Origin of the sequence: Mesorhizobium sp. M1163, assembly GCF_040318415.1 — a bacterium.
In the GTDB taxonomy this organism is placed as follows: Bacteria; Pseudomonadota; Alphaproteobacteria; order Rhizobiales; family Rhizobiaceae; genus Mesorhizobium.
Genome location: NZ_JAMYMF010000045.1, coordinates 19,460 through 42,999, shown reverse-complemented (window position 1 = coordinate 42,999; position 23,540 = coordinate 19,460). Strand labels below are relative to the sequence as shown.

Genomic DNA, 23,540 nt, shown 5'->3' with positions numbered 1-23,540 from the left:
GCGTCTTTTCATCCTCCCGGCACAGAACTGGGTCTCCAATGCAACGAGCAAAGGAGCCTCAAGATGAATGCCCTCACCCCCGCCGTCTCGACGGGACCGCTGCCCGCCTCACGAAAAATCCACAAGCCCGGTGCCATCCACCCGCAGATCAGGGTGCCGATGCGCGAAATCTCCGTCCATCCGACGGCCGGCGAACCGCCCGTCACCGTCTACGATCCGTCCGGCCCCTATACAGACCCGACTGTCGAAACCAGCATCGAAAATGGCCTTGCACGGCTTCGCCACGAATGGATTACGGCGCGCGGCGATGTCGAGGCCTATGACGGCCGCCATGTCCGGCCGGAGGACAACGGATTCGCGACGGGCGAACGCCTGACGCCGGAATTTCCCATTCGCCACCAACCGCTCAGAGCCAAAGCAGGCAAGGCGGTGACGCAGCTTGCCTATGCGCGCGCCGGCATCATCACACCCGAAATGGAGTTCGCCGCCATCCGCGAGAACCTTGGTCGCGAGATCCTGCACGGCAAGCTTGAGCGCGACGGCGAGGCTTTCGGCGCGACACTGCCCGATTTCGTCACGCCGGATTTCGTGCGTGATGAGGTGGCGCGCGGACGCGCAATCATTCCCGCCAACATCAACCATCCCGAGAGCGAGCCGATGATCATCGGTCGCAATTTCCTGGTCAAGATCAACGCCAACATCGGCAACTCCGCCGTCACATCGTCGATGGCTGAAGAGGTCGAAAAAATGGTGTGGGCGATCCGCTGGGGCGCAGACACGGTGATGGACCTGTCGACCGGCCGCAACATCCACAACATCCGCGACTGGATCGTCCGCAACGCGCCGGTGCCGATCGGCACGGTGCCGCTCTATCAGGCGCTCGAAAAGGTCGGCGGCATCGCCGAGGACCTGACCTGGGAGGTCTACCGCGACACGCTGATCGAACAGGCCGAACAGGGCGTCGACTATTTCACCATCCATGCGGGCGTGCGGCTGCACTACATCCCGCTGACCGTTGACCGGGTCACTGGCATCGTCTCGCGCGGTGGCTCGATCATGGCCAAATGGTGCCTGCATCATCACCGGGAAAGCTTCCTCTACGAACATTTCGCCGAGATCTGCGACATTTGCCGCGCCTATGACGTGTCCTTTTCGCTGGGCGACGGCCTTCGTCCTGGCTCGATCGCCGACGCCAATGACGCAGCACAATTCGCCGAGCTGGAGACGCTCGGCGAGCTGACACAGATCGCCTGGGCGAAGGATTGCCAGGTAATGATCGAAGGCCCCGGCCACGTGCCGATGCACAAGGTCAAGGAGAACATGGACAAGCAGCTCGCCGTCTGCGGCGAGGCGCCGTTCTATACGCTTGGGCCGCTGACGACCGACATCGCGCCGGGCTACGACCACATCACCTCCGGCATCGGCGCGGCGATGATCGGTTGGTTCGGCACCGCCATGCTCTGCTACGTCACGCCCAAGGAGCATCTCGGCCTTCCCGATCGCAACGACGTCAAGATCGGCGTGATCACCTACAAGATAGCCGCCCATGCCGCCGACCTGGCAAAAGGTCATCCGGCGGCGAAAGTCAGGGATGATGCCCTTTCCCGCGCGCGCTTCGAATTCCGCTGGGAGGACCAGTTCAACCTGTCGCTCGATCCCGAAACCGCGCGGTCCTTCCACGATCAGACCTTGCCCAAGGAGGCGCACAAGCTGGCGCATTTCTGCTCGATGTGCGGGCCGAAATTCTGCTCGATGCGAATTTCCCACGACATCCGCACCGAAGCGCAGAAGGAGGGCATGGCGGCGATGGCGGCGAAATACCGCGAGGGCGGCGATCTCTACCTGCCGGCGGACGAGACCGGCGCACCGCTCATACCTCAGCCACGTGAGCCATTATGAAGGTGCTGGTCAAAGGGGCCGGCGTTGCCGGCCTCACCGCCGCCTTCGAGCTCGCCGCACGCGGCGCGGCGGTTTCCGTTGCCGAGACAAGGCCTGGCCTTGGGGGCAATGCGTCGTGGTTCGCCGGCGGCATGTTGGCGCCATGGTGCGAGCGCGAAAGCGCCGAGCAGCCGGTGCTGGATCTCGGGCGCGGTGCCGCCGACTGGTGGGATGCCGCAACGCCCGGCCAGGTGACGCGGGCCGGAACGCTGGTCGTGGCCGCGCCGCGCGATGCGGGCGAGATCGACCGCTTCGCCAGCCGCACCTCGGGCCATCGGCGTGTCGATGAAGACGAAATTGCGCTCCTGGAGCCCGACCTCGCCGGCCGCTTCCGGCGCGGATTGCTCTTCTCCGACGAGGCGCATCTCGACCCGCGTCAGGCGATGGCAGCGCTTCATGACAAGCTCGCAGCCATGGGTGTCGAGTTTCACTTCGGCACCGAGGTCTGGCATGTTTTTGGTTTCGATCATCAGATCGACTGCACGGGAATGGCAGCCATCGATGACCGGCTACGCGGCGTTCGCGGCGAAATGCTGATCCTGCGCACGCCCGACATCTCGCTGTCGCGCCCGGTCCGGCTGCTTCATCCGCGCTTTCCGCTCTATGTGGTGCCGCGCACCGGCCAGTGTTTCATGGTCGGTGCGACCATGATCGAGAGCGGGTCCGCCGAGCCGGCCACGGTGCGTTCGATGATGGAGCTTCTGGGTGCCGCCTATGCCCTCCATCCGGCATTCGGCGAGGCCGGGATCGTTGAAACCGGTGTCGGCGTCCGTCCTGCTTTTCCCGACAATCTGCCGCGTGTCGAGGCACATGGAAGCACCGTCGCAGTCAACGGGCTTTATCGCCATGGCTTTCTTCTCGCCCCTGCCATGGCGCGCCAGGCGGCCGACCTGGTCTTCCATCAAGACGGAACGAAGGAGCTTGCTCATGAAACTGACGGTCAACGGCAAAGTGCATGAGGTTGCAGCCACCACGCTGGCCGAGCTGCTTGCGGCGCTCGACTATGAAGGCGATTGGCTGGCAACGGCCGTCAACAGCGACCTCGTGCACAAAGCCAACCGGGCGGAATTCCGGTTGAGCGACGGCGACCGGATCGAAATCCTCTCACCGATGCAGGGAGGCTAGGCCATGTTCGATCTTCTCGGAACGTCGCTTGCCTCCCGCCTGCTTCTCGGCACCGCTCAATATCCATCGCCGGCCATCCTTGCCGAGGCCGTCAAGGCGTCGGGCGCTTCGGCGGTAACCGTCTCGTTACGCCGTGAGATGGCAGGCGGCAGGGCCGGCGAACAATTCTGGTCGTTGATCCGCTCGCTCGGCGTCAGAATCCTGCCCAACACTGCCGGCTGCCACTCCGTCAAGGAAGCGGTCACGACCGCGAAGATGGCGCGCGAAGTTTTCGGCACCAACTGGATCAAGCTCGAAGTGATCGGCAACCACGACACGCTGCAGCCGGACGTGTTCGGGCTGGTCGAGGCCGCCCGCATCCTGTGCGAGGACGGTTTTGATGTATTCCCCTATACCACCGACGATCTTGTCGTCGCCGAGCGACTGCTGGAGGCGGGCTGCCAGGTTCTGATGCCGTGGTGTGCACCGATCGGTTCCGCCCTCGGGCCGATCAACATTCCGGCGCTGCGCTCGATGTGCGCACATTTCCCAGGCGTTCCGCTGATCGTGGATGCGGGGCTCGGACGGCCGTCGCACGCGGCAACCGTCATGGAGCTCGGCTTTGACGCCGTACTCCTGAACACCGCAGTCGCCAAGGCGGCCGATCCGGTCGGCATGGCGCGTGCGTTCGGCAAGGCGGTCGAGGCCGGTCGTGAAGCTTTCAACTCGGGAATGCTCGAACCGCAGGACGTCGCCGTGCCGTCGACGCCGACAATTGGCAGGGCAGTTTTTTCATGAAGCTCGACCCCTTCTACCTGATCGTCGACAGCGCCGCCTGGATCGAACGGCTGGTGCCGCTTGGCGTCAAGCTGGTTCAGTTGCGCATCAAGGATAGGGACGAGGCCACGTTGCGGACGGAAATCCGCCGCGCGAACGGCGTCTGCGCGGTCCATGGTTGCCAACTGATCGTCAACGACCATTGGCGGCTCGCCATTGAGGAAGGCTGCGACTTCGTCCATCTCGGCCAAGAGGATTTGGCTGCGGCCGACCTGCTGGCGATTAAGTACCCCGGATTGAAGCTTGGGCTCAGCACGCACGATCATCTCGAACTGGAAACGGCCATCGCTGCCGAGCCCGACTATATCGCGCTCGGCCCCATCTATCCCACCGTCCTGAAGCAGATGAAATGGGCGCCGCAAGGGCTCGAGCGGATCAGCGAGTGGAAGCATCGGGTGGCGCCGATCCCATTGGTCTCCATCGGCGGCCTCAACCCCGACCGGCTCGACGGTGTCTTCGAGGCTGGTGCGGACAGCGCCGCGGTGGTCACCGACATCACCTTGAATGCCGATCCCGAAGCGCGCACGCGAGAATGGATCGAAAAGACAAAGCCATGGCGCTGAGGCGAGAACCGCATGTGCTCGTGGTCGGCGGATCAGACTCCAGCGGTGGGGCTGGAATTGCACGCGATATCGAGACGATCTCTTCCATTGGCGTGCGCACCTGCCTCGCTGTCACCGCGCTCACAGTGCAAACGCACGACGCCGTACTGGAAATCCTTCATTCGCCACCAAGCCTGGTGGCTGATCAGATGCGCGCCGCGCTGCAGGCCAACGAAGTGGCGGCAATCAAGATCGGCATGCTCGGAACAGCCGAGACCATCGCTGCGGTTGCCGCCGTACTGCGCGAAAATCGACAGGTGCCGGCAGTACTCGATCCAGTGCTGGCCTCCACCTCAGGCCGGGCGCTCTTACAGGCAGCCGCTATCGCTGTCATGAAGCGCGATCTGATGCCGCTTTGCTGCCTTGTCACGCCCAACCTTCCCGAACTGGCGCACCTTATTGGCTCCGAACTGGCAGTGGATGAGGACGATGCGCTCCGACAAGGACAAAGACTGTTGGCCGCCGGCCCTCAGGCCCTGCTGATCAAGGGTGGGCATGCCTCGGGACTCCGATCGACCGATATTTTATTACGCTCCGATCATGAACCCATCCACGTCGATACACCGCGCCTTGCCACATCAATGCGCGGAACAGGTTGCATACTGGCCAGCGCGATTGCGGCGCATCTGGCGAAGGCGAAGCCGCTTGAAGACTGCGTGCGCGAAAGCAAGCGGGTTGTCTTCGCCACGTTTCAGAGGAATGGAGCAGAATGAACCCGGCTATGCGGTACAAGCAGCTTTGGCCGCTAGTATGCTGGATCCTGAGCGTCTTGCTCGCTGGCGCAAACTCTTAGACGAAAATCGCAACAACATGGCGGTTCGAACCGGACCTCGTGGAAGCAATTCGGCCGCGGTCGCAGCGATCATTCATGAAGGAGGAGAGCTGGTCCGCTTGTTTCGAGGGGATCGGCAGCTCGTAGTTCGCAGTTTCGTTCAGTCCGGGGAGTCGGAGTGGACTCGAACGGCGTGACCGCCCAACCCAAATTAGAGAAGTGGTGCGGGTGGCAGCGTGAACCTGCGACCCCATCGTCCCGAACGATGTGCGCTACCAGCAAAGCCGCAGCTTTTTGGGCCCGATCGTCACGCTTGCTTCGCAATGATCGCGTTTCCTTTCGAGCTTTGGGTGGGAAACATAGGCCCCCCCCTGCCGAGTTCATGTTTCATTGTCATCTGTCCTGAGACCGATTTCGTCGCCTCGGCGGCGACCTGCTTCTTGGCGATCTTCTCGGCGGCGTCTGCCTGGAAGTCGGGATGATGGTGGCCATAAGTATCGATCAGGACATCCACGGTGATGCCCAGAAAGCCCGCCGCCTGCCACATGTCGGCGCCTGCCCGCATCAGCCAGGTCGCAGCGGTGTGGCGAAGCGTGTGCGAAGTGACGTCGGGACCGAGGCCGGCTGCCTCGCGAGCTCTCCTGAAGCTCTTCTTTACCGACACCACCGGCTTTCCATTCCATTCCACGACAAAATCTTGCGATATTTTTCGGCCGATATTTGCGCTTTTGCCGCGCGCCTTGGTTCTGATATCGAGATCCGTGCACGCCCAGCGGCGGAGGTGAGCCAATAGCCGGTCCGGCAGGCGCACGGGCGGCTGGCGTTTTTTGGTCTTCTTTGCGCCATCGGCACGGCGGTAAAAGATGCCGCGGTCAAGGTCCACATAACCACGCCCTTTGGTTGGACGGACGGCGGCGCCGCAGACTGCGGCAGAGCGTGTTCCTGTATAAAGCGCGACAAGCATGAAGCGGGCGAGGTGTCGTCCGGTACGCCGGCCGCTCTCCTGGCCCTTCCATTTCTGCTTCATACGCCAAGCTGCCCAGATGAGAGCGGCCGCTTCACTGCGCGTCAACCAGCGCTCGCGTGCACCAGCCTTGTCGGGCAGGACAATCGTCGGTGCGGCAGTCGTGTAACCTTCCCTGCGATAGTAGTTGATGGCTGCACGAAAATCCTCGAGTTGGCGGCGCGCAACGGCTTCTGTGGGACAGGACGCGGCGTAGTCGCGGCAGAGTTTGCCGTTAATAGCGGCGAGGGTCTTTTCACCGAAGAAATCGAGGATGTTGTCCAGCCGAGCCGCCGTCTCTTCCGGCGCGGCATGCTTCGGTGCAACCTCTCTCAGGTAGACGCTGACGACCTCGGCTATCAAGACATCTTCGGCACCGCGCGCTCGGTGGTACTTGCTGGCGATGTAGACCGCGAGCGCCTTTTCAGCTTCAGGTCCTGGATGGCCCTTTTCGCCGCTGCCAGCGCTGATGAACGTTGTTCGATCGCGGATAAACCATCCAGCTTTGTTTCGGAGTGTTCCGTCCTTTTTCCAGCTTTCGCCGCGCCAGACGAGGCGTGGCCCTTTCGACGCCCGCGGCATAGTTCCCTCATTCTGGTGATCGCCAGCAAGGTGACGTACTCCTTTCCTGCGATTAGCTCGGTTTCAAGTCGGCCGGCGTCACGTTCCTTGCGTAGGCCTGCTGCGCACATCGAGCCATCGGGAAAGGCAATTCGTGCTGCAATCGCGACGCGCAGGGGCGTGGTCTCGTCGAATTGGTCGGGGATTTTCAAAACGGAGCCCTCAGCCAATCTCTATGGTCCGATAGTTTCGCTCGGAAACAGACGGATCGCGGTTCGCATTGAGCACACTTTTCTGTCTCGCCATTCCGGATGCCCTGCCGCACGATCTTTTCTCTGAATATACGGCTGCGAAAAGCGCCGACTGGAGCGCCTGCGGCAAAGATGCTCCTTTGACCTGCTAATCGGAACGGTTGCGCTGACGCGCACTCCACGAGCCTTTCGGCTGGCTCCCCACTTCCGTGGCCGGTGGAACCGCTCCTGACTGGCTTCGGCTGTCTGTGCGGCTTCCGTTTTCATGGACTCACTGCCGGGTCGCTTGGGCCTACTCCCGTGCGCCCGGCTTAGTGGGTTCTGCTGATCGCCTCACGCTGCGGTTTCGAACGGTGTCTTCCACCTCGGAGTTGGTCGGCAACCGAAATCTTCATTTGAGTTCATAAAGTTGGAGGGCCGCGCTTGGCGCACTGACGGGTTGAAGGCTGGGAGAGAGGCTCCCGGCGCCCGGCGCGGAGACTCGCAATGACCAAGCATCGGCACCAAGCTGCCCCGACGCGGGCCAGCGTATATGAGGACATCACCAGCAAGATCATCGGCGAGCTGGAGGCCGGTCGGCTGCCTGGGTTCAGCCATGGGGAATGGCAGCTGCGAAGGCGCCGCTCGCCATGCCGAAGAACGCCGCCACCGACCGGCAATACTCTGGAATCAATGTCCTGATCCTCTGGGGTTCGGTGATCGAGCAGGGCTTTTCAGGACAGAGCTGGCTGACCTTCCGCCAGGCGCTCGCGCTTGGCGGTAGCGTCCGCAAGGGTGAGCATGGAACGACAGTCGTCTACGCCCATCGGTTCGTGCCCGACGACGAGAAAAAGCGTACCCGCGAAACCGGCGAGCAAGCCCGATCGATCCCATTCCTCAAACGCTTCACGGTGTTCAACGCCGCGCAGTGCGACGGGCTGCCCGACGATGTTGCGATGGCCACGCACCCGCCCTTACCCGGCCTGATCGAGCCGAAGGTCGAGAGGCTGATCAAGCAGACGGGGATCGATTTCCGGGTTGGTGGCAGCCGCGCCTTCTACGCTCCGGCCCACGATTATGTGCGGGTCCCGCCACCCCAAGCCTACTTCGAGCCGATCAATTGGCACCGGACCGCCCTGCATGAACTCGGGCACGCCACCGGTCATGCCTCACGCCTCAACCGGGATTTGTCTGGTTCCTTCGGCACCAAGAAGTATGCCTTCGAAGAGCTGGTTGCCGAGATATGTGCGGCTTTCTGTTGCGCCTCGCTGGGCATCACGCCGACCGTGCGTCACGCCGACTATATCGGCTCGTGGCTGGAGGTGCTGCGCGAGGATAACCGTGCGATCGTTCGCGCCGCCTCTCTGGCAAGCAGGGCTGCGGATTATCTCTTGGGTTTCCTGCCGGACAAAGTGGCCGCTGACGACGATCGGCGGGAGGCAGCGTAATGGCCGCCCGCTTCCAGTTCGGCGTCTTCCTGCGGATGCGTTCATGACCGAAGTCTGCCTCGATGCCGGACCCCGCTGCGGCGAAGTCGTTGCAGAGCGCCAGGACCGACCTGCTGCTCCGCGACAAGTGTCGCGTGGCTGCCGAGCACATCAGAGGGCGAGGAGTGACGGATTCTCATGACGGGTTTGGAGGTCGAGAGAGAGGCTCTCGGCCGCCCGTCGCGGAGTACATCCCGATGGCTACTGCCGTTCAGAAGATCACCCTGTCGTCCTCGCGCGACATTCCCTTCAACAAGCTGGTGCTCTCCCAGTCCAATGTCCGGCGCGTCAAGGTCGGCATCTCGATCGAGGATCTTGCGGCCTCGATCGCCCGCCGCGGCTTGATCCAGAGCCTCAGCGTCTTGCCCGTCGTCGACAGCGACGGTAACGAGACTGGCATGTTTGAGGTGCCTGCCGGAGGCCGGCGCTTCCGCGCGCTTGAGCTGCTGGTGAAGCAAAAGCGCCTCGCCAAGACCGCCCTCGTGCCCTGTGTCGTGCGCGCCCGTCACAGCGCGATCGTTGCCGAGGAGGTGTCGCTCGCCGAGAACATTGAGCGAGCGCCGCTGCACCCGCTCGATCAGTTTCGCGCCTTCCAGGACATGCGCCAAAAAGGCATGAGCGAGGAGGAGATTGCCGCAGCCTTCTTCGTGCCGGTCAACGTTGTTAAGCAACGGCTTAGGCTGGCTTCTGTCTCCCCAGTGCTGCTCGATGTGTATGCCGATGACGGGATGACGCTGGAGCAACTCATGGCTTTCACGGTCTCTGAAGACCGCGCTCGCCAGGAGCAGATCTGGGAGGCAATCAGGGATGCCTGGTCGAAAGAGCCCTATCAAATCCGGCGCATGCTGACCGAAACGACGGTGCGCGCCTCCGACAAGCGCGCCGTCTTCGTGGGGACCGACGCCTATGAGGCCGCGGGTGGTATCGTCATGCACGACCTGTTCCAGTCGGATGACGGCGGCTGGCTGCAGGATGCAGCGCTGCTGGACCGCCTGGTCACAGAGAAGCTCAAGGCGGTTGCCCAGGAAGTTGCAGCCGAGGGTTGGAAGTGGGTCGAGGTCGCTATCAGCTTCCCCTACGACGCAACGCGTGGGCTGTATCAGCTGCAGAGTGATCCGCTCGATCTCTCTGCCGAGGAGCAGGCTACCATCGATGCCCTCAACGCCGAGCATGCCAAGCTTGAAACCGAATATGAGGGTGCTGACGAGCTGCCCGAAGACGCCGATCAGCGACTCGGTGAAATCGAGACCGCGCTCGCCAATTTCGACAAGCGCCCAAGGCAATTCGATCCGGCCGACATCGCCGTCGCCGGCGCGTTCGTCAGCATCGACACTGACGGCTCACTCTCGGTCGACCGCGGCTTTCTCCGGCCTGAGGACGTGCCGCTGATGTCATTTGACGGCGCGAATGAATCGAAAAGGGACGGCGGGTCCGGGGCTGCCGACAGCTCGTCGGTGCACCGTGCCGTTGTCACCATTGGCGGCCAGGCTGTCGAGTGCGAGGAAGACGAGGACGATGCGGTCAAGCCCCTGCCGGACCGACTGATGACAGAGTTGACCGCACACCGGACACTGGCGTTGCGCGATGCGGTTGCCGGCAACCCTCACGTCGCCATGACAGCGCTCTTGCACAAGCTGGTCACTGACACGTTCCAGCACCGCACCACGAACGGGTGCCTGGAGGCCTCGATCCGTCACGTCTTCTTCCCTCTGCAGGCAGGTGACCTGAAGGACAGCCCCTCGGCGAAATCGGTGGCCGAACGCCATGAGGCCTGGAAATCGGACCTGCCGACCGAGGACGATGCACTTTGGGACTGGATCGCCTCACTTGATGAGACCAGCCGCGCGGCGTTGCTCGCCCATTGCGTCAGCTACGGCGTGAACGCGCTCCACGAGAAAGGCGACCGCTATGGCGGCGCTGTCTCGGTACACGGCGTTCGGCAGCGGATCGCGCAAGCTGATCGACTGGCACGCGCGGTCGGTCTCGATATGGTTGACGCCGGCTGGACACCGACAGTCGAAAACTATCTCGGCCGCATCACCAAGTCCCGCATTCTCGAGGCGGTGCGAGAGGCGAAGGGCGAACAGGCCGCGCAGCTGATCGAGCATCTGAAAAAGGGAGATATGGCGAAGGAAGCCGAGCGCTTGCTGACCGATAGTGGCTGGCTGCCCGAGCCGCTGCGCCTGGTCGACCTCGACGGCAGCGGTGGCGCTGATAGCGGCGCCGGCACCGACGGCTATGGGGAAGAGCTGCCCGAATTCCTCTCAGACGACGATGCGCAGATTGAAGACAGCGAACCGCACATGGCCGCTGAATAGATCGCCTCGCGCGGAGCGGCTTCGGCCCGCTCCGCGCCCTTTCCTACCCCTGCCGGACGCTCACTTTCTCACACACGGGCAAAGCTAATTGGTCGCTTCTGCCGCGTCCTTCTCGCTCGGAGGCTGCTGCCCCGCCGTCCCCACTGCGTGCCAAGATATCGCCCCCGGGCTGCCAACCGCGTTGCCGCTGTCGTCGTTGGGCTAACGGCGGGTAGCGGCGCAGCGCCTGGATCGAAGAAGGATCGTTATCGGCAGGACCGCAGTCCAGAGGGGAGAGGCCGGCCAGGGCGGATTTGAGCCGGATTGGTCGAGAGAGAGGGCCGCCCGGTTCATTCCCGTTCCGCTCTCCTCGAGGTTTTCTCCATGTTTGATGTTTCTTCGAAGACTGCCGCTCCGGCAGTGCCGCTTCCGCTTGTCTCATCCCCGGCTGTCGAACCAGCTGCCGCCATCCACAGCGCGGCGCAGTTTCTTCTGCCCCATCTCGAACGCGGTCAGCGCGTCGACGTCTCGAGCCTTCGCTCGGCCATGGAAGCTGCCTTCGGTGCCTCCGATGCGTCCGGCGCATGGGACTGGAAATCAGCCTATGACGCTTGCGAAGTCGCGACGGTGCTGTTCCTGCGCAAATACGGAAAGTCGCTTTTCCGCAAAGCCGGTTCTGCGGCCGCCGCACTTCCGATGCTGGGCAAGATCGCCGGCCTGTTCCCAACTCACACGCGCCGCTCCGAAGAGACCGAAGCGCTTCAGCAGTTCAGCACCCCCATTCCGCTCGGTCTGGCGGCCGTTACTGCCGCGGCAATCACCCCTGCCGACCGCGTGCTTGAGCCCTCCGCCGGCACCGGGTTACTTGCTATTCTGGCCGAGATCAGCGGCAGCACGTTGCTGCTCAACGAACTGGCCGAGGCCCGCGCCGGGCTTCTCTCATTGCTCTTTCCGGCCATCCCCGTCACTCGCTTCAACGCAGCGCAGATCGATGATTATCTCGATCCCGGCATTGCACCAAGCGTCGTGCTGATGAACCCGCCGTTCTCGGTGCTTGCTAACGTCAGCGGCCGCGTGTCCGACGCTGCCTATCGTCACGTCGCCTCTGCGCTGGCCCGGCTCGCCGAGGGCGGGCGGCTTGTCGCAATCACTGGCGCAAATTTTTCCCCAGAGCTGCCTATCAGGCGCGAGTCCTTCGTCAGGCTCCAGGAGCGCGCTCGCGTCGTGTTCACCGCCGCGATCGACGGCGCCGTCTACGCCAGGCATGGCACCACCGTCGAGACCCGGCTGACCGTCATCGACAAACTGCCGGCCGACAATCCAGGCATCTTTCCAGCATCAGCCGGCACGGCGCCCGATGTCGCCACACTGATCGCCATGATTGGCGAGCACGTTCCCGCACGGCTGCCGGTCAGCGCTTCGGCTTTTGTGCAGGCCGCCAAGGCGCCGGGATCCACGGCGCGCACGGTGCGCGGCTATGTCGCCGGATCCACGGCCCCCTCTCCCGTTCGCAGCCTCGCCGAGCCGCAAGGCGTCGAGCTTGCTTACGAGACTTTGGACTGGACGCCTGCCGAGAATGGAAACATCACCGATGCGATCTATGAGAAGTACCTGTTGCAGGCGATCCGCATTCCTGGCGCCTATCCGCATCCGACCAAGCTGGTCCAATCGACCGCAATGGCATCCGTTGCCCCGCCGAAGCCGAACTACCGGCCCATTCTTCCGGCCAACATTGTCACCGACGGCCTCTTATCCGATGCCCAGATCGAAACGGTGATCTATGCGGGCGAGGCCCATTCGGAGTTCCTCGCCGGTTCCTGGACGGTGGACGACACCTTCGATCTTGTCTCTGCCGCGCGCGACGATGCCGCGCACGCCGTACGATTCCGCCGGGGCTTCATGCTTGGCGACGGGACGGGCGCCGGCAAGGGCCGCCAGTCGGCAGGCATCATCCTGGATAGTTGGATGCAGGGCCGCCGCAAGGCGGTGTGGATCTCCAAATCCGACAAGCTGATCGAAGACGCCCAGCGCGACTGGTCTGCTCTCGGCATGGAGCGCCTGCTGGTCACGCCGCTGTCGCGGTTCCCGCAGGGCAAGGCCATCCGCCTCGATCAAGGGGTCCTATTCACCACCTACGCCACGCTGCGCTCCGACGAACGCGGTGAGAAGGTCTCGCGCGTGCGGCAGATCGTCGAATGGTTGGGCACCGACTTCGACGGAGTGATCATTTTCGACGAGAGCCACGCCATGCAGAACGCCGCAGGCGGCAAGGGAGAACGCGGCGACGTCGCCGCCTCACAGCAGGGACGCGCCGGGCTCCGCCTCCAAAACGCCCTGCCGAACGCCCGCGTCGTCTATGTCTCGGCGACGGGCGCAACCACCGTCCACAACCTCGCCTACGCGCAGCGTTTGGGCCTGTGGGGTGGCGACGATTTGCCCTTCGCGACCAGAGCCGAATTCGTCGAGACGATCGAGGCGGGCGGCGTTGCCGCGATGGAAGTGCTGGCCCGAGACCTTCACGCACTCGGTCTCTATACGGCCCGATCGCTCTCGTACGATGGTGTCGAATACGAGCTGGTCGAGCACCAGCTTACCTCCGAGCAGACCCGCATCTACGACGCCTATGCCGGAGCGTTTAGCGTCATTCATAACAATCTCGACGCCGCGATGCGGGCCGCCAATGTCACAGGCGAGACCGGGACACTGAACCGTCAGGCAAAGTCGGCTGCACGTTCGGCATTCGAGAGCACGAAACAGCGCTTCTTCGGCCATTTGCTCACCGGCATGAAGACGCCGACCCTGATACGCTCGATCGAGGGCGATCTCCATCAAGGCCATGCCGCCGTCATCCAGATCGTCTCGACCGGCGAGGCACTGATGGAGCGGCGCCTCGCGGAAATTCCAACCGAGGAATGGAACGACGTTCGCGTCGATATCACGCCGCGCGAATATGTCCTGTCGTATCTGCAGCATTCGTTCCCGGTGCAACTCTATGAGCCGTTCACCGACAGCGAAGGCAATTTGTCGTCACGTCCGGTCTATCGCGACGGCCAGCCCGTGGAGAGCCGCGAAGCGGTCGCCCGCCGCGATCGCCTCATCGAGCAGCTCGCTTCACTGGCCCCCGTCCCGGGGGCACTCGATCAGATCGTACAGCGCTTCGGCACCGACCTCGTAGCGGAAGTGACAGGCCGGTCGCGCCGCATCGTGCGCAAGACCAGCACTCGAGGCATCGATCGCCTTGTCGTCGAAAACCGCGCCGGATCGGCCAATCTCGCCGAGGCACAGGCATTCATGGATGACTGCAAGCGCATATTGGTGTTTTCCGACGCCGGTGGCACTGGCCGCAGCTATCACGCTGATCTCACTGCGAAGAACCGCCGCCTTCGAGTTCACTATCTGCTCGAGCCGGGCTGGAGGGCCGATGCCGCCATCCAGGGCTTGGGGCGCACCAACCGCACGAACCAGGCGCAGCCGCCGCTGTTCCGGCCGGTTGCGACCGATGTGAAGGCTGAGAAGCGCTTTCTCTCGACGATAGCCCGGCGCCTCGACACATTGGGCGCCATTACGCGCGGCCAGCGCCAGACCGGCGGCCAGGGCCTATTTCGCCCTGAGGACAATCTGGAGTCGTACTATGCCCGCGACGCGCTGCGGCAGCTTTACCTGCTGCTGGTTCGCGGCAAGGTGGACGGCTGCTCACTCCAGATGTTCGAGGAAGCGACCGGCCTCACACTGACGGATTCCACCGGCATCAAGGACGAGCTGCCGCCGATCACGACCTTCCTCAATCGGCTGCTGGCGCTTACCATCGCGCTTCAAACCGCCCTGTTTACGGCCTTCGAGCAATTGCTGAATGCGAAAATCGAGGGCGCCATCGCCTCCGGTGCCTACGACATCGGCTTGGAAACACTGCGTGCGGAGAGCTTCGTCGTCACCGAGCGGCGCGTCATCCATGTCCATGCCGCCACCGGTGCGGAAACGCGACTGCTGACCATCGCCCAGCGCAAGCGCAACCGACCCGTTTCACTTGCCGATGCCCTTGCTCAGCTTCACGATCCCCGCGCGAAGCTCCTGGTCAACAACCGATCCGGCCGCGCCGCCGTACAGGTGCCAGCGCCAGCGCTGATGCTCGACAACGGCGAGATCGAATGGCGAGTCCGGCTGATCCGGCCGATGGAGCACCATCAGGCCTCATTGAAGATGATGGCGGAGAGCCACTGGGTTGAGGCTGAGCAGGCTGCATTCGCTGACGCCTGGAGTGCCGAGACGGCTGACGTGCCCGAGTTCACGGACAGCACTATCCATGTCGTTGCCGGCATGCTGCTGCCGATCTGGAAGCGTCTGCCCAGGGAATTCTCACGTGTGTACCGGCTCCAGACTGACGATGGCGAGCGCATCATCGGTCGTCAGGTGCCGCCAGCATGGATCGCGGGCGCACTTGCAACAAGCTCGCCTTCGATCACAGCCAGTGATGCTTTCGTTGCGCTACTGGGCGGTCGAACGATCCTCGACCTCGCCGATGGTCTGCAGCTTCGGCGCAGCCGCATCATGGGCGTCAGCCGAATCGAGCTGACGGGCTTCAACGACACTATGCGTGACCGTCTTTCGGCTTACGGCCTCTTCCGAGAGATCATCTCCTGGAAGCTGCGCATGTTCGTGCCCGCCGACACATCTGGACCCGCAATTCTGGGCAAGCTGCTGAAGGGTTATCCAGTCCAGCGCATCGACACGCGGGAGGATGCGTGATGGCCCGCCACGATGCGTCAGAACTGGCGCACCGCCTCGGCCGGCAGGCTGAGGCGGTTTGTCGCTACTATCTTTCGAACGGGCATCGCGAGGGCCGCTACTGGCTTGTCGGCGATGTGCAAAACACGCCGGGCCGCTCAATGTTCGTGCGGCTCGTCGGGTCAGCGAACGGAAAAGGAGCCGCCGGCAAGTGGGCCGATGCGGCGACTGGCGAGCATGGCGACCTTCTAGACGTCATTCGCGAAAGCCGCGGCTTCAGCAACTTCAAGGACGTTGCGAATGAAGCAATGACGTTTCTCGGCTTGCCGCATCCCGAACCAGAGCAGATTTCTCCCCGGCCGAAATCGGTAGGCACGCCATCCGGAACATCGGAAGCAGCGTGTCGGCTGTTTGCGATGTCGCAGCCGATTGCGGGTACGGTCGTAGAGGCGTATCTGCGCAACCGCAGTATTACCGCTTTGCACGGGACCGGAAGCCTGCGTTTTCACCCGCGCTGCTACTACCGGCCCGACGAACACGCGCCGACTGAGACCTGGCCGGCGATGATCGCTTCCGTCACCGATCTCGACGGCCATTTGACTGGCGCACATCGCACCTGGCTTGATCCTTCCGGCAGGGGCAAGGCACCGGTCGGTACGCCGAAGCGTGCGATGGGCGATCTTCTCGGTCACGCGGTTCGCTTTGGCCTGCCGGGCGACGTCATGGCGGGCGGCGAAGGCATCGAGACCGTCTTGTCGCTTCGGTGCATCCTGCCCGATATGGCTATGGCAGCGGCACTCTCGGCAGCCCATCTCGCTGCCATGCTGTTCCCTCTCACGCTGAGACGGCTCTACATCGTGCGCGATGCCGATCCTGCCGGCGACGGCGCGCGTGACACCTTGATCAAAAGAGCGAATGCTGCCGGGATCGAGGCGATCGTGCTCTCGCCGGCATTTGGCGATTTCAACGAAGATCTCTGTAGGTTCGGCGTCGCTGATCTTCGAGCCCGCGCCCGGGTCCAACTCGCCCCGCAGGACATCGCCCGATTTATGGCGGCGTAGCCCGGAACCGGTCGGTCCCCGCCGTCGTGGCATTGCTTAGTGCTCCTGAGATCGGAAAGAAACCGCGCCTCCGGCCTTCAAGAGGGCGATCGGCCAGCAAACGACCCGGCCTCGCAATGTCTTCGGCCGACTATTTTCCGGCGCGCTCCCAAGGGAGCGCTTTCCATCGCGAAGCAAAATAGCCGGCCTGCGCCCTCCTCCGCTGACGCTTCGGCCCTCCGCGTCGCTGCGGGTGCAGGACCGTCTCGCCCGCCGGCTTTCGTCGCCATGAAGGCCGCGAGGGTCGCGGTCCAACCGACGGAGCATCCAAATGAGCGAGCATGACGACTACGAACCGCAGCATGCGTCTTCACCGATCGACCACGCTCTCACCGAACTCCAGCTCTATGGCTACCGGCCCTTCGCGGATGAGCCGGATCCCCGACCGCTTCCGGAGGGCCACCGCGTCGCCGGCGCGATTGCAGACATCTTCGACGCGTTCGTCGCCACCCTGCAAGATACCCGCCTCGAGCCCGACCTCGACGATCTCCTTTGGTCGACCGTCAACATCTTTCACCGCGCCGCAGATCGGATCGAGCGTGAACTTGACCATAACGAGCAGGCGCAGCGCCGCAGCCAGCGTGAGCAGGACGGCAGCGAAGTGAAATCCGTCGAGCTGGAACGCCTGACGGCCGAAGGACAGACTCTCATCGAACGCCAGAACGCCTTGGAACTGATGCGCGATCAGGCCGCCGAGCACTATGAGCGCCACACCGGATCGAGCTGGCGACCGCGCAGCGGATCAATGGTCAACCACCGCAACCTGATCTCTGCGGTGATCGACAGCCGCGATTTTCTCAGCGCCAAGAAACGCGCCTCGCAGGAAGTCCTTTTGCCACCAGGCCCGAAAATCGCCTTCACCGCCGGTCTCGACTTCAATGATCACCAGTTGATCTGGGCCAAGCTCGACCAGGTCCACGCCAGGCATCCTGATATGGTCTTGATGCACGGGAAATCGCCGAAAGGTGGCGAAAAGGTCGCCTCCTGCTGGGCCGACCATCGCAAGGTACCGCAAATCGGCTTTGCCCCCGATTGGACAAAGCATGGGAAAGCCGCCCCGTTCAAGCGCAATGACGCAATGCTGGACGTGCTGCCGATCGGCGTCATCGTCTTTCCCGGGACTGGAATTCAGGACAATCTTGCCGACAAGGCAAAGAAGCTCGGCATCCCAGTCCTCGACTTCCGCCCCAAGGGAGGCGGCGCATAGCGCCGCTCTCTTACTTTTTCTCCGTTGCACGATACGGCCGCGGTCGGGCCGGGGGCTTCTTCCAGTTCGCTGGATTGGATGGGTCCGGGATGCCGGATTTCCGCTCCCGCCGACGACCGTCTGTTGCGATAATCAATCCACGTCCATGCGCAGGTGCGCGACGCTATCTCGCTTACCTTCCACGTCTCAGCTGCTTCGCAGCCGGCATCACAGGCGAGATGGTGACGTCCGTTCAACCGGACGGGGCGCGGATCGGGGCGAACGCACCGAAGGACCGAGGTGGATCCGATGCTGTTTCTGACCAGCCTGTGCATTGCATCCGTTGTCGCTGACGCGACATCCCGCGACGCACGCTTCGGATTCGCCACGACTGCCGTCCCGTTCCAAAGATGGCGAATATCCGGCGATGCACGTCAGCCTTGAGCTGAGCCACGGCATGCGCGTCTCAAGCGCGGTGCTAGCACCAGCTTGCTGTTCCGGAGGCCTGCTCAGGGGAAGCATCGACAGCGGTGATCGTAGTAACCGGGCTTTCGCCAGTGCGATGGTTTCGCCTGAAATCCTCCGTTGATGCCTCTATCTGGTCGGCCGCTCCAAACGACCTCTTCGATGGGCTGATCTGGCCGAAGGTCGGCTTCGCCTCAATCGCCTAAGCCGCAATGGCGCCGATCGACTTTCTTCCCCTTTCGGCTTCGCCGTCATTCCTCGCGAAACAACAAAGTCGCTTGGCTGCCATCCTCCGCTGACGCTGCGGTCGCAAGCGATGCGGCGTCGATCGCCTCCGGCCCGCAGATCGCCGTCGAGGCCGCAATGGTGCGGGCTCGAAACAGAGTTCAAGGAGAAAGCTCATGGCGACCATCGGAACGTTCAAAAAGACCGGCAACAACGAGTTCACCGGCGAAATCGTCACCCTCTCGCTTCGGGCCAAAAACGTCCGCATCGTGCCCGAGGCAAACCGCTCCGGCGACAGCGCCCCCAGCCATCGCGTCTTCGTAGCGCAGGTCGAGATCGGCGCCGCCTGGGCCAAGCGCTCCAGTGAGGGCCGCGACTATCTCGGCCTGAAGTTGGACGATCCAAGCTTCACCGCTCCGATCTACGCCAACCTTTTCGACGATGAGGACGGAGAAGGCCACAGCCTCATCTGGTCCCGGCCCAACGGCCGCCGCAACGGCGATTAGGAAAGCCGCGAGCTCCCGCCCGCGAACCGGGCGGGAGCCGTCTTTTGCTTGTGAACGCTGCAGTCGAGTGCAGTTGCAGTTCACAGCGGCCATCAAGATCGCAACCCGAGAATCGTCCGCATCATCTTTGAACATTCGGTGCAGGACGTCTGAGCAGATCTGCGGCCTCGATGCCGAGAACGTTTGCCAACTTGTCGACAACGTCTATCGTCGCGCCGTAGACGCTGCGTTCCAATGCACTGATGTAGGTGCGATCAACGTCCGCGCGGTGGGCAAGTTCTTCTTGCGAAAGCCCCGCCGCCTTTCGGTACCGCCTCAGATTGCGCGCAAATACCTCGCGTATTTCCATGTCCGCGAGTGCAATGCCTTGTCGAGTATTCAGCCACGGAGTATTCTCGACAAATTGACTTCGACGATTGGAAATCGCTTGCTCAAGCCACTGCTCGATCCTGATGTCGCCGACACTGCGCCGAATGTCCCGATCCTGACCGGCTATGATGAGGAGCGGCTACTTACCTACATTCGCCTGCTTGACGCGGCGGCGGAAGATGCCGACTGGCGAGAGGTAGCCAGGATCGTCCTGCACATTGACCCAGAACAGGAGCCGGAGCGGGCGTTCCGGTCTTGGGAAACCCATCTTGCACGCGCGCGATGGATGACGACCAGCGGCTACCGGTACCTTCTCGCAGGCGGCGCTCCCCATTGAGCGCCTTGTCATGCTTTGCTGAATCTGCGTAACGATTTGCCGACTCTCCAACTATTCACATTGCTCTTCACCCTGAATGTTGATGCCGGGGCCTCAGATGCAGTTATGCGGAGAGGACAGGAACCGTGCAGGACGATTGGACCGAACCGGCGGCCTACGTGCACATGTGCAGCTACCAAGCTGAGGAGTTCGCCGCCGAGTATCTGATCCGGAACGATAAATTCATCGCCGAGTGCCGCCAGATCGCCTCGCGGCTCTCAGGTTCCGGAGATCCTGTCGATCAGCGCGACTTCGCTGCCCGTTGGGGTGCGCGATTTCAAAACTGCCGGTGCCGGATTTCCGCAGGCTGAGAATATCATCTGGACAGAACGGGCCTCGCCGCGCGTGCTGCGGGCCACGCGGATGTCTGCCTCGATCAGCCCCTCTCATCAGAGAATTCGGCCTTCCAGACTTATCGGAGCCAGCGTTTGGCAGCAGAAGGAAGGACTTCACATTCTTTGGTCTGCTTCAACCGGGAAGAGCCATCTGGTCTGCGAAGACTACTCCGGCGAATTCGATGCTATCCTTCTGCCTCTAGACGCTGCATTTGAGACGCGGCTCGATGCGGCGCGCCGGCTCTGGCGCGCGCTGAACGGCCGAGCGGCCAATCCATCCTACGGCGCGCTACCGCAACAGACCAAGATCAGGCATATCCTCAATTTGCGCGCGCATGATGGTCACTACATGGGTGCAACCTATCGTCAGATCGCGGAGGTGTTATTGTCGCGCGAGCCGATTGCACCGCGAGATTGGCGTGATCATCACCTCCGGCACAAGGTCCGGGCTATCTTGCGCCGTGCGGCTTTTTTGGTCGCAGGAGGCTATCGCGATCTTCTCTTCTACCCCCACAGTCGCAGCGGGAAGTCCGGCCGCCGAAGTCGTTCTTCGGGGTAGCAATAACACGCCCCCCGATCTTTGCCCTCCCTCCCCTTTCCCCATTTCGAGCATGGTCCGCTTTGCGCGTCCCGGCAGGCCAGGATGACAGCACAACCGAATGGAGATCGAGCAATGTCGAAGGGTCCCGCGGACGCGCCCCGAAAATACCTGCGCACGAAGGAGGCAGCACCGATCGTAGGACTCTGCGCCCGTACACTCGAAAAGCACCGGACCTACGGCACCGGGCCAAAATACCGAAAGATTGGCGGACGCGTCCTCTATGACATCGACGACTTGCATGCCTGGATAGAGCTCGGCGCACGCACCTCCACCAGCGATGCGAACGCGACCAAAGTTCCGCCGGCAAAACCACATGCAGCCCGCGCGCCGGCTTATGTCGGCAAGCGCGACCGCAGCTTCTGATCTGTGGTGCAACAACAATGCAGTGCCGTGAGACCGTTCAGCAGCAGCTTGCGCTGCCTCATGCCCACTCATCCGGCTTCGCCCCATACCGCACGCGGGACCTCGTGGCGTGGTTGCCGGCCTTATTGGTGAAATCCCGCGGCCTGACAACGATCCACTCTGATGCGGAGAAGGAAACGTTCCGCGTTGAGGCGGCGAATGTGCATGGCACGGCAACGATTTGGAACGCTGACTTCCTGGCCTGGGCTGCGTCGCAAAGCATCCACGCCCATGCCAGGAGATTGCGACCGCGCGTGCCAGCGGCGAAACAGCACCTAACGCCGACCTTCATTTGGCCTGGTCAACGGCGGCACATCCACAGCCGGATGGCCGTATGCGAGCAGCCGAGTCCATACAGGCGCAAGCGTCGTAACGTTTGCCTGCTGCGCCCCAGGATCGAGTCATGAGCAAGCGCACAAAGGTCATCGCGGCGATGATTGGCGGCTCAGTGCTCGCCGCCGCGCCGGCATGGATTAGCCACCCGCCGCTGGCCATCTGGAACGCATCCGCAAGCGTCCCCATCGGGCTCTATCGCATTCTGCCGGCCGACAAAATCCGTGCTGGGAGCATCGCCGTCGTGATGCCGCCCGAGCCATTGGTGGCGTTCATGGCAAGACGCGGATATCTGCCGAAAAACGTGCCGCTCCTGAAGCATGTTTTGGCACTCGGGGGCGCAACCGTGTGCCGCGAAGGTACAGCGATCATCGTCAACGGCAGGACCTATGGACATGCTCGCGAGCGTGACAGCCGCGGTCGATCCCTGCCCAGCTGGCGGGGCTGTCGCGAGATCGCCGACGACGACGTCTTCCTCATGAACCCGAACGCAGCCGAAAGTTTTGACGGCCGCTATTTCGGCCCCCTGCCGCTCGCATCGATTGTTGGCTGCGCGGTGCCCGTCTGGACCACGGAGCGCGCGGCTCCGGTGCTGGATGTCACCAACGACGTTTCCCGGCGAATACCGTCATGGCTCGTCTCAACGCTCACTAAACGCTCATGAAAGGAGCACTGCAATGTCCCAGATCGGCACCTTCACGCGCAATGATGACGGCTTCTTCGGCAATCTCTCAACGCTCACAATCGAGGCGAAGATTGCCATCCTGCCTGCCGAGAAATCCAAGACCGAAAACGCGCCCGACCACCTCGTCTATTGCGAGGGAATGGCGGTCGGCGCGGCGTGGGACCACACCGGAGACAAGGCTGGGGACTATGTCTCGGTCTCAATTGACGACCCATCCTTTACGCAGCCGATCCGCGCGAAGCTGTTCAAGTCCGACGCCGAGAACAGCATCTGGAGCCTGCACTGGAACCGGTCATCGAAGCGCGACGGACGAGGCTGAACAGATGCTGTTTGAGCCCTTCGACGAATCTCTTTCGTCAACGCCCTTGATCGATCGGGCGGTCAAACCCTTGGACAGGATCGCCAGTCCGACAGCCGCGCGCGACGAACATCAGGGCGGCCGGACGCTTGCTTGTCGCTCCAGAGGCCCATTTCATCACAGTTTTGGCAAGGCTTGTCCGGCCGACGAGGCGTTGCGCTTAACGGAGGTGAACACCGTGGCGGACTGGCGGCGCATCGGTTCCGGGGTCCGCGGGATGCCGTCCATCGAGGTATGACAAGGATTGCCACATGCGTCGTGCTCGCCTTAGCGACGCCCGAAGCTCGTGCAGACGCATGCTCTCATGGTGAACTGTCGGCGCACTCCGAGAGCACGATCTTGTCGGCTGGCCCGTGGACGCGACATATCCAGGAAGCGGCTAAACGGTTCGCCATTCCAGACCGTTTGCTTAGCGGCGTCATGCATGTCGAGAGCGTCGGCGATGTTCGAGCGCTTTCAAGCAAAGGCGCAATGGGGCTGATGCAGATAATGCCGGCGACGTGGGAAGAATTGCGCATCAAGCATCGACTCGGCGACGATCCCTATCAGCCGCGTGACAATATTCTTGCAGGCGCTGCGTATCTTCGCGAAATGCTCGACAGCTTCGGGCGCAGCGGCTTTCTTGCCGCTTACAATGCCGGTCCTGGTCGGTACAGGGAACATCTCTCAACCGGCCGGCCGCTGCCACGCGAGACGGTCGACTACGTCAGGAAACTCGCGCCGCTGCTCGATGGTGCAGTTCTCAGTCCGCGGCGCGCGCGGCAAAGAAGGGGCAGAGCCAGCTCACTCCGTGCAACGATCTTTGCGCATCCCCATGACATTCGGAACGCCGCTGCATCGGATGGCAATGGTTATGCCGAGACGATCTTTGCGGCGATTCATTCGTCCGCGATGCGGTCGCCAATGGGCCATCCTGTTGCGGACCTGACCGCGATCGAGCCACGGCCGGGTGAAACCGATTTCCAATCGAACCACGCTGTTTCCGGCCTATTCGCTCAGCCCTCTTTAGTCATATCGCGATGATCGCCACGTTCCTCCTCAATTCC

Annotated in this window: 22 protein-coding genes and 2 pseudogenes; 21 read left to right on the top strand and 3 right to left on the bottom strand. The window is 62.7% G+C overall.

Annotated features, from left to right (window positions below):
- Nucleotides 1–63 precede the first annotated feature (63 nt).
- The 7 genes and pseudogenes from thiC to NKH43_RS30885 form a co-directional block, all read left to right on the top strand.
- A complete protein-coding gene (gene thiC / locus NKH43_RS30915) occupies nucleotides 64–1,899 on the top strand; it encodes a phosphomethylpyrimidine synthase ThiC (protein WP_352861376.1) in 1,836 nt (611 codons plus the stop codon).
- Entirely contained in the window at nucleotides 1,896–2,897 is a 1,002-nt protein-coding gene (gene thiO, locus NKH43_RS30910; protein ID WP_023717066.1) for a glycine oxidase ThiO, read from the top strand. The genes thiC and thiO overlap by 4 nt, the downstream gene beginning before the upstream one ends.
- Complete coding sequence (gene thiS / locus NKH43_RS30905) at nucleotides 2,866–3,063, top strand: sulfur carrier protein ThiS (protein WP_352861374.1); 198 nt, start codon at nucleotides 2,866–2,868, stop codon at nucleotides 3,061–3,063. The genes thiO and thiS overlap by 32 nt, the downstream gene beginning before the upstream one ends.
- A 3-nt stretch (nucleotides 3,064–3,066) precedes the next feature.
- Nucleotides 3,067–3,840: a thiazole synthase gene (locus NKH43_RS30900; protein WP_352861373.1), complete on the top strand. Its 774-nt coding sequence runs from the start codon at nucleotides 3,067–3,069 to the stop codon at nucleotides 3,838–3,840.
- Nucleotides 3,837–4,442 (top strand): thiamine phosphate synthase, encoded by a 606-nt coding sequence (locus NKH43_RS30895; protein WP_023717063.1) that lies wholly within the window; start codon nucleotides 3,837–3,839, stop codon nucleotides 4,440–4,442. The genes NKH43_RS30900 and NKH43_RS30895 overlap by 4 nt, the downstream gene beginning before the upstream one ends.
- Nucleotides 4,433–5,194 carry a hydroxymethylpyrimidine/phosphomethylpyrimidine kinase gene (locus NKH43_RS30890; RefSeq protein WP_023717062.1) on the top strand — a complete coding sequence of 254 codons (762 nt, stop codon included), beginning with the start codon at nucleotides 4,433–4,435 and terminating at the stop codon, nucleotides 5,192–5,194. The genes NKH43_RS30895 and NKH43_RS30890 overlap by 10 nt, the downstream gene beginning before the upstream one ends.
- Nucleotides 5,190–5,333 (top strand): annotated as a pseudogene (locus NKH43_RS30885) (ribosome small subunit-dependent GTPase A); the annotation flags it as partial. The gene NKH43_RS30890 and the pseudogene NKH43_RS30885, both read left to right, overlap by 5 nt.
- Nucleotides 5,334–5,560: 227 nt before the next feature.
- On the opposite strand, the gene NKH43_RS30880 reads toward NKH43_RS30885, so the two are convergent.
- A complete protein-coding gene (locus tag NKH43_RS30880; RefSeq protein ID WP_352861371.1) occupies nucleotides 5,561–6,619 on the bottom strand; it encodes a tyrosine-type recombinase/integrase in 1,059 nt (352 codons plus the stop codon).
- The gene (locus NKH43_RS30875; RefSeq protein ID WP_245278500.1) at nucleotides 6,616–7,047 is read right to left on the bottom strand and encodes an excisionase; all 432 of its coding nucleotides are present in this window, start codon (nucleotides 7,045–7,047) and stop codon (nucleotides 6,616–6,618) included. Before NKH43_RS30875 ends, NKH43_RS30880 begins: the two co-directional genes overlap by 4 nt.
- 507 nt (nucleotides 7,048–7,554) lie before the next feature.
- Here NKH43_RS30875 and NKH43_RS30870 point away from each other — a divergent pair.
- The 6 genes and pseudogenes from NKH43_RS30870 (at nucleotide 7,555) to NKH43_RS30845 (ending at nucleotide 19,035) form a co-directional block, all read left to right on the top strand.
- A pseudogene (locus tag NKH43_RS30870) lies at nucleotides 7,555–8,495 on the top strand (ArdC family protein).
- 236 nt (nucleotides 8,496–8,731) lie between these two features.
- Nucleotides 8,732–10,852, top strand: coding sequence for a ParB/RepB/Spo0J family partition protein (locus NKH43_RS30865; protein WP_352861369.1), 2,121 nt, complete (start codon nucleotides 8,732–8,734; stop codon nucleotides 10,850–10,852).
- Nucleotides 10,853–11,215: 363 nt separating this feature from the next.
- Nucleotides 11,216–15,574, top strand: coding sequence for a strawberry notch-like NTP hydrolase domain-containing protein (locus tag NKH43_RS30860; protein ID WP_352861367.1), 4,359 nt, complete (start codon nucleotides 11,216–11,218; stop codon nucleotides 15,572–15,574).
- Nucleotides 15,574–16,614: a DUF7146 domain-containing protein gene (locus tag NKH43_RS30855; RefSeq protein WP_352861366.1), complete on the top strand. Its 1,041-nt coding sequence runs from the start codon at nucleotides 15,574–15,576 to the stop codon at nucleotides 16,612–16,614. Before NKH43_RS30860 ends, NKH43_RS30855 begins: the two co-directional genes overlap by 1 nt.
- A 310-nt stretch (nucleotides 16,615–16,924) precedes the next feature.
- Complete coding sequence (locus NKH43_RS30850; RefSeq protein ID WP_352861364.1) at nucleotides 16,925–17,860, top strand: SLOG family protein; 936 nt, start codon at nucleotides 16,925–16,927, stop codon at nucleotides 17,858–17,860.
- 845 nt (nucleotides 17,861–18,705) lie between these two features.
- Entirely contained in the window at nucleotides 18,706–19,035 is a 330-nt protein-coding gene (locus NKH43_RS30845; protein ID WP_352861363.1) for a DUF736 domain-containing protein, read from the top strand.
- Nucleotides 19,036–19,156: 121 nt separating this feature from the next.
- Here NKH43_RS30845 and NKH43_RS30840 read toward each other — a convergent pair whose 3' ends face one another.
- Nucleotides 19,157–19,384 carry a helix-turn-helix domain-containing protein gene (locus NKH43_RS30840; RefSeq protein WP_352861361.1) on the bottom strand — a complete coding sequence of 76 codons (228 nt, stop codon included), beginning with the start codon at nucleotides 19,382–19,384 and terminating at the stop codon, nucleotides 19,157–19,159.
- Nucleotides 19,385–19,462: 78 nt separating this feature from the next.
- Between NKH43_RS30840 and NKH43_RS30835 the strand changes: the two genes are divergently transcribed.
- The 8 genes from NKH43_RS30835 (at nucleotide 19,463) to NKH43_RS30800 (ending at nucleotide 23,517) form a co-directional block, all read left to right on the top strand.
- On the top strand, nucleotides 19,463–19,741 hold the full coding sequence (locus NKH43_RS30835; RefSeq protein WP_352861360.1) for a DNA -binding domain-containing protein: 279 nt from the start codon (nucleotides 19,463–19,465) through the stop codon (nucleotides 19,739–19,741).
- Nucleotides 19,742–19,866: 125 nt separating this feature from the next.
- Nucleotides 19,867–20,091, top strand: a complete 225-nt coding sequence (locus NKH43_RS30830; RefSeq protein WP_352547659.1) for a transcriptional regulator domain-containing protein — start codon at nucleotides 19,867–19,869, stop codon at nucleotides 20,089–20,091.
- Nucleotides 20,092–20,143: 52 nt separating this feature from the next.
- Nucleotides 20,144–20,674: a DUF2285 domain-containing protein gene (locus NKH43_RS30825; protein ID WP_352861358.1), complete on the top strand. Its 531-nt coding sequence runs from the start codon at nucleotides 20,144–20,146 to the stop codon at nucleotides 20,672–20,674.
- Between the two features lie 114 nt (nucleotides 20,675–20,788).
- Complete coding sequence (locus tag NKH43_RS30820) at nucleotides 20,789–21,079, top strand: helix-turn-helix transcriptional regulator (protein ID WP_352639202.1); 291 nt, start codon at nucleotides 20,789–20,791, stop codon at nucleotides 21,077–21,079.
- 442 nt (nucleotides 21,080–21,521) lie between these two features.
- Nucleotides 21,522–22,115 carry a S26 family signal peptidase gene (locus NKH43_RS30815; RefSeq protein WP_352861356.1) on the top strand — a complete coding sequence of 198 codons (594 nt, stop codon included), beginning with the start codon at nucleotides 21,522–21,524 and terminating at the stop codon, nucleotides 22,113–22,115.
- A gap of 13 nt (nucleotides 22,116–22,128) precedes the next feature.
- Complete coding sequence (locus NKH43_RS30810; protein ID WP_352861354.1) at nucleotides 22,129–22,455, top strand: DUF736 domain-containing protein; 327 nt, start codon at nucleotides 22,129–22,131, stop codon at nucleotides 22,453–22,455.
- Nucleotides 22,456–22,459: 4 nt separating this feature from the next.
- Entirely contained in the window at nucleotides 22,460–22,732 is a 273-nt protein-coding gene (locus NKH43_RS30805; protein WP_352861386.1) for a hypothetical protein, read from the top strand.
- On the top strand, nucleotides 22,729–23,517 hold the full coding sequence (locus NKH43_RS30800) for a lytic transglycosylase domain-containing protein (protein ID WP_352861384.1): 789 nt from the start codon (nucleotides 22,729–22,731) through the stop codon (nucleotides 23,515–23,517). The genes NKH43_RS30805 and NKH43_RS30800 overlap by 4 nt, the downstream gene beginning before the upstream one ends.
- Nucleotides 23,518–23,540: the final 23 nt, after the last annotated feature.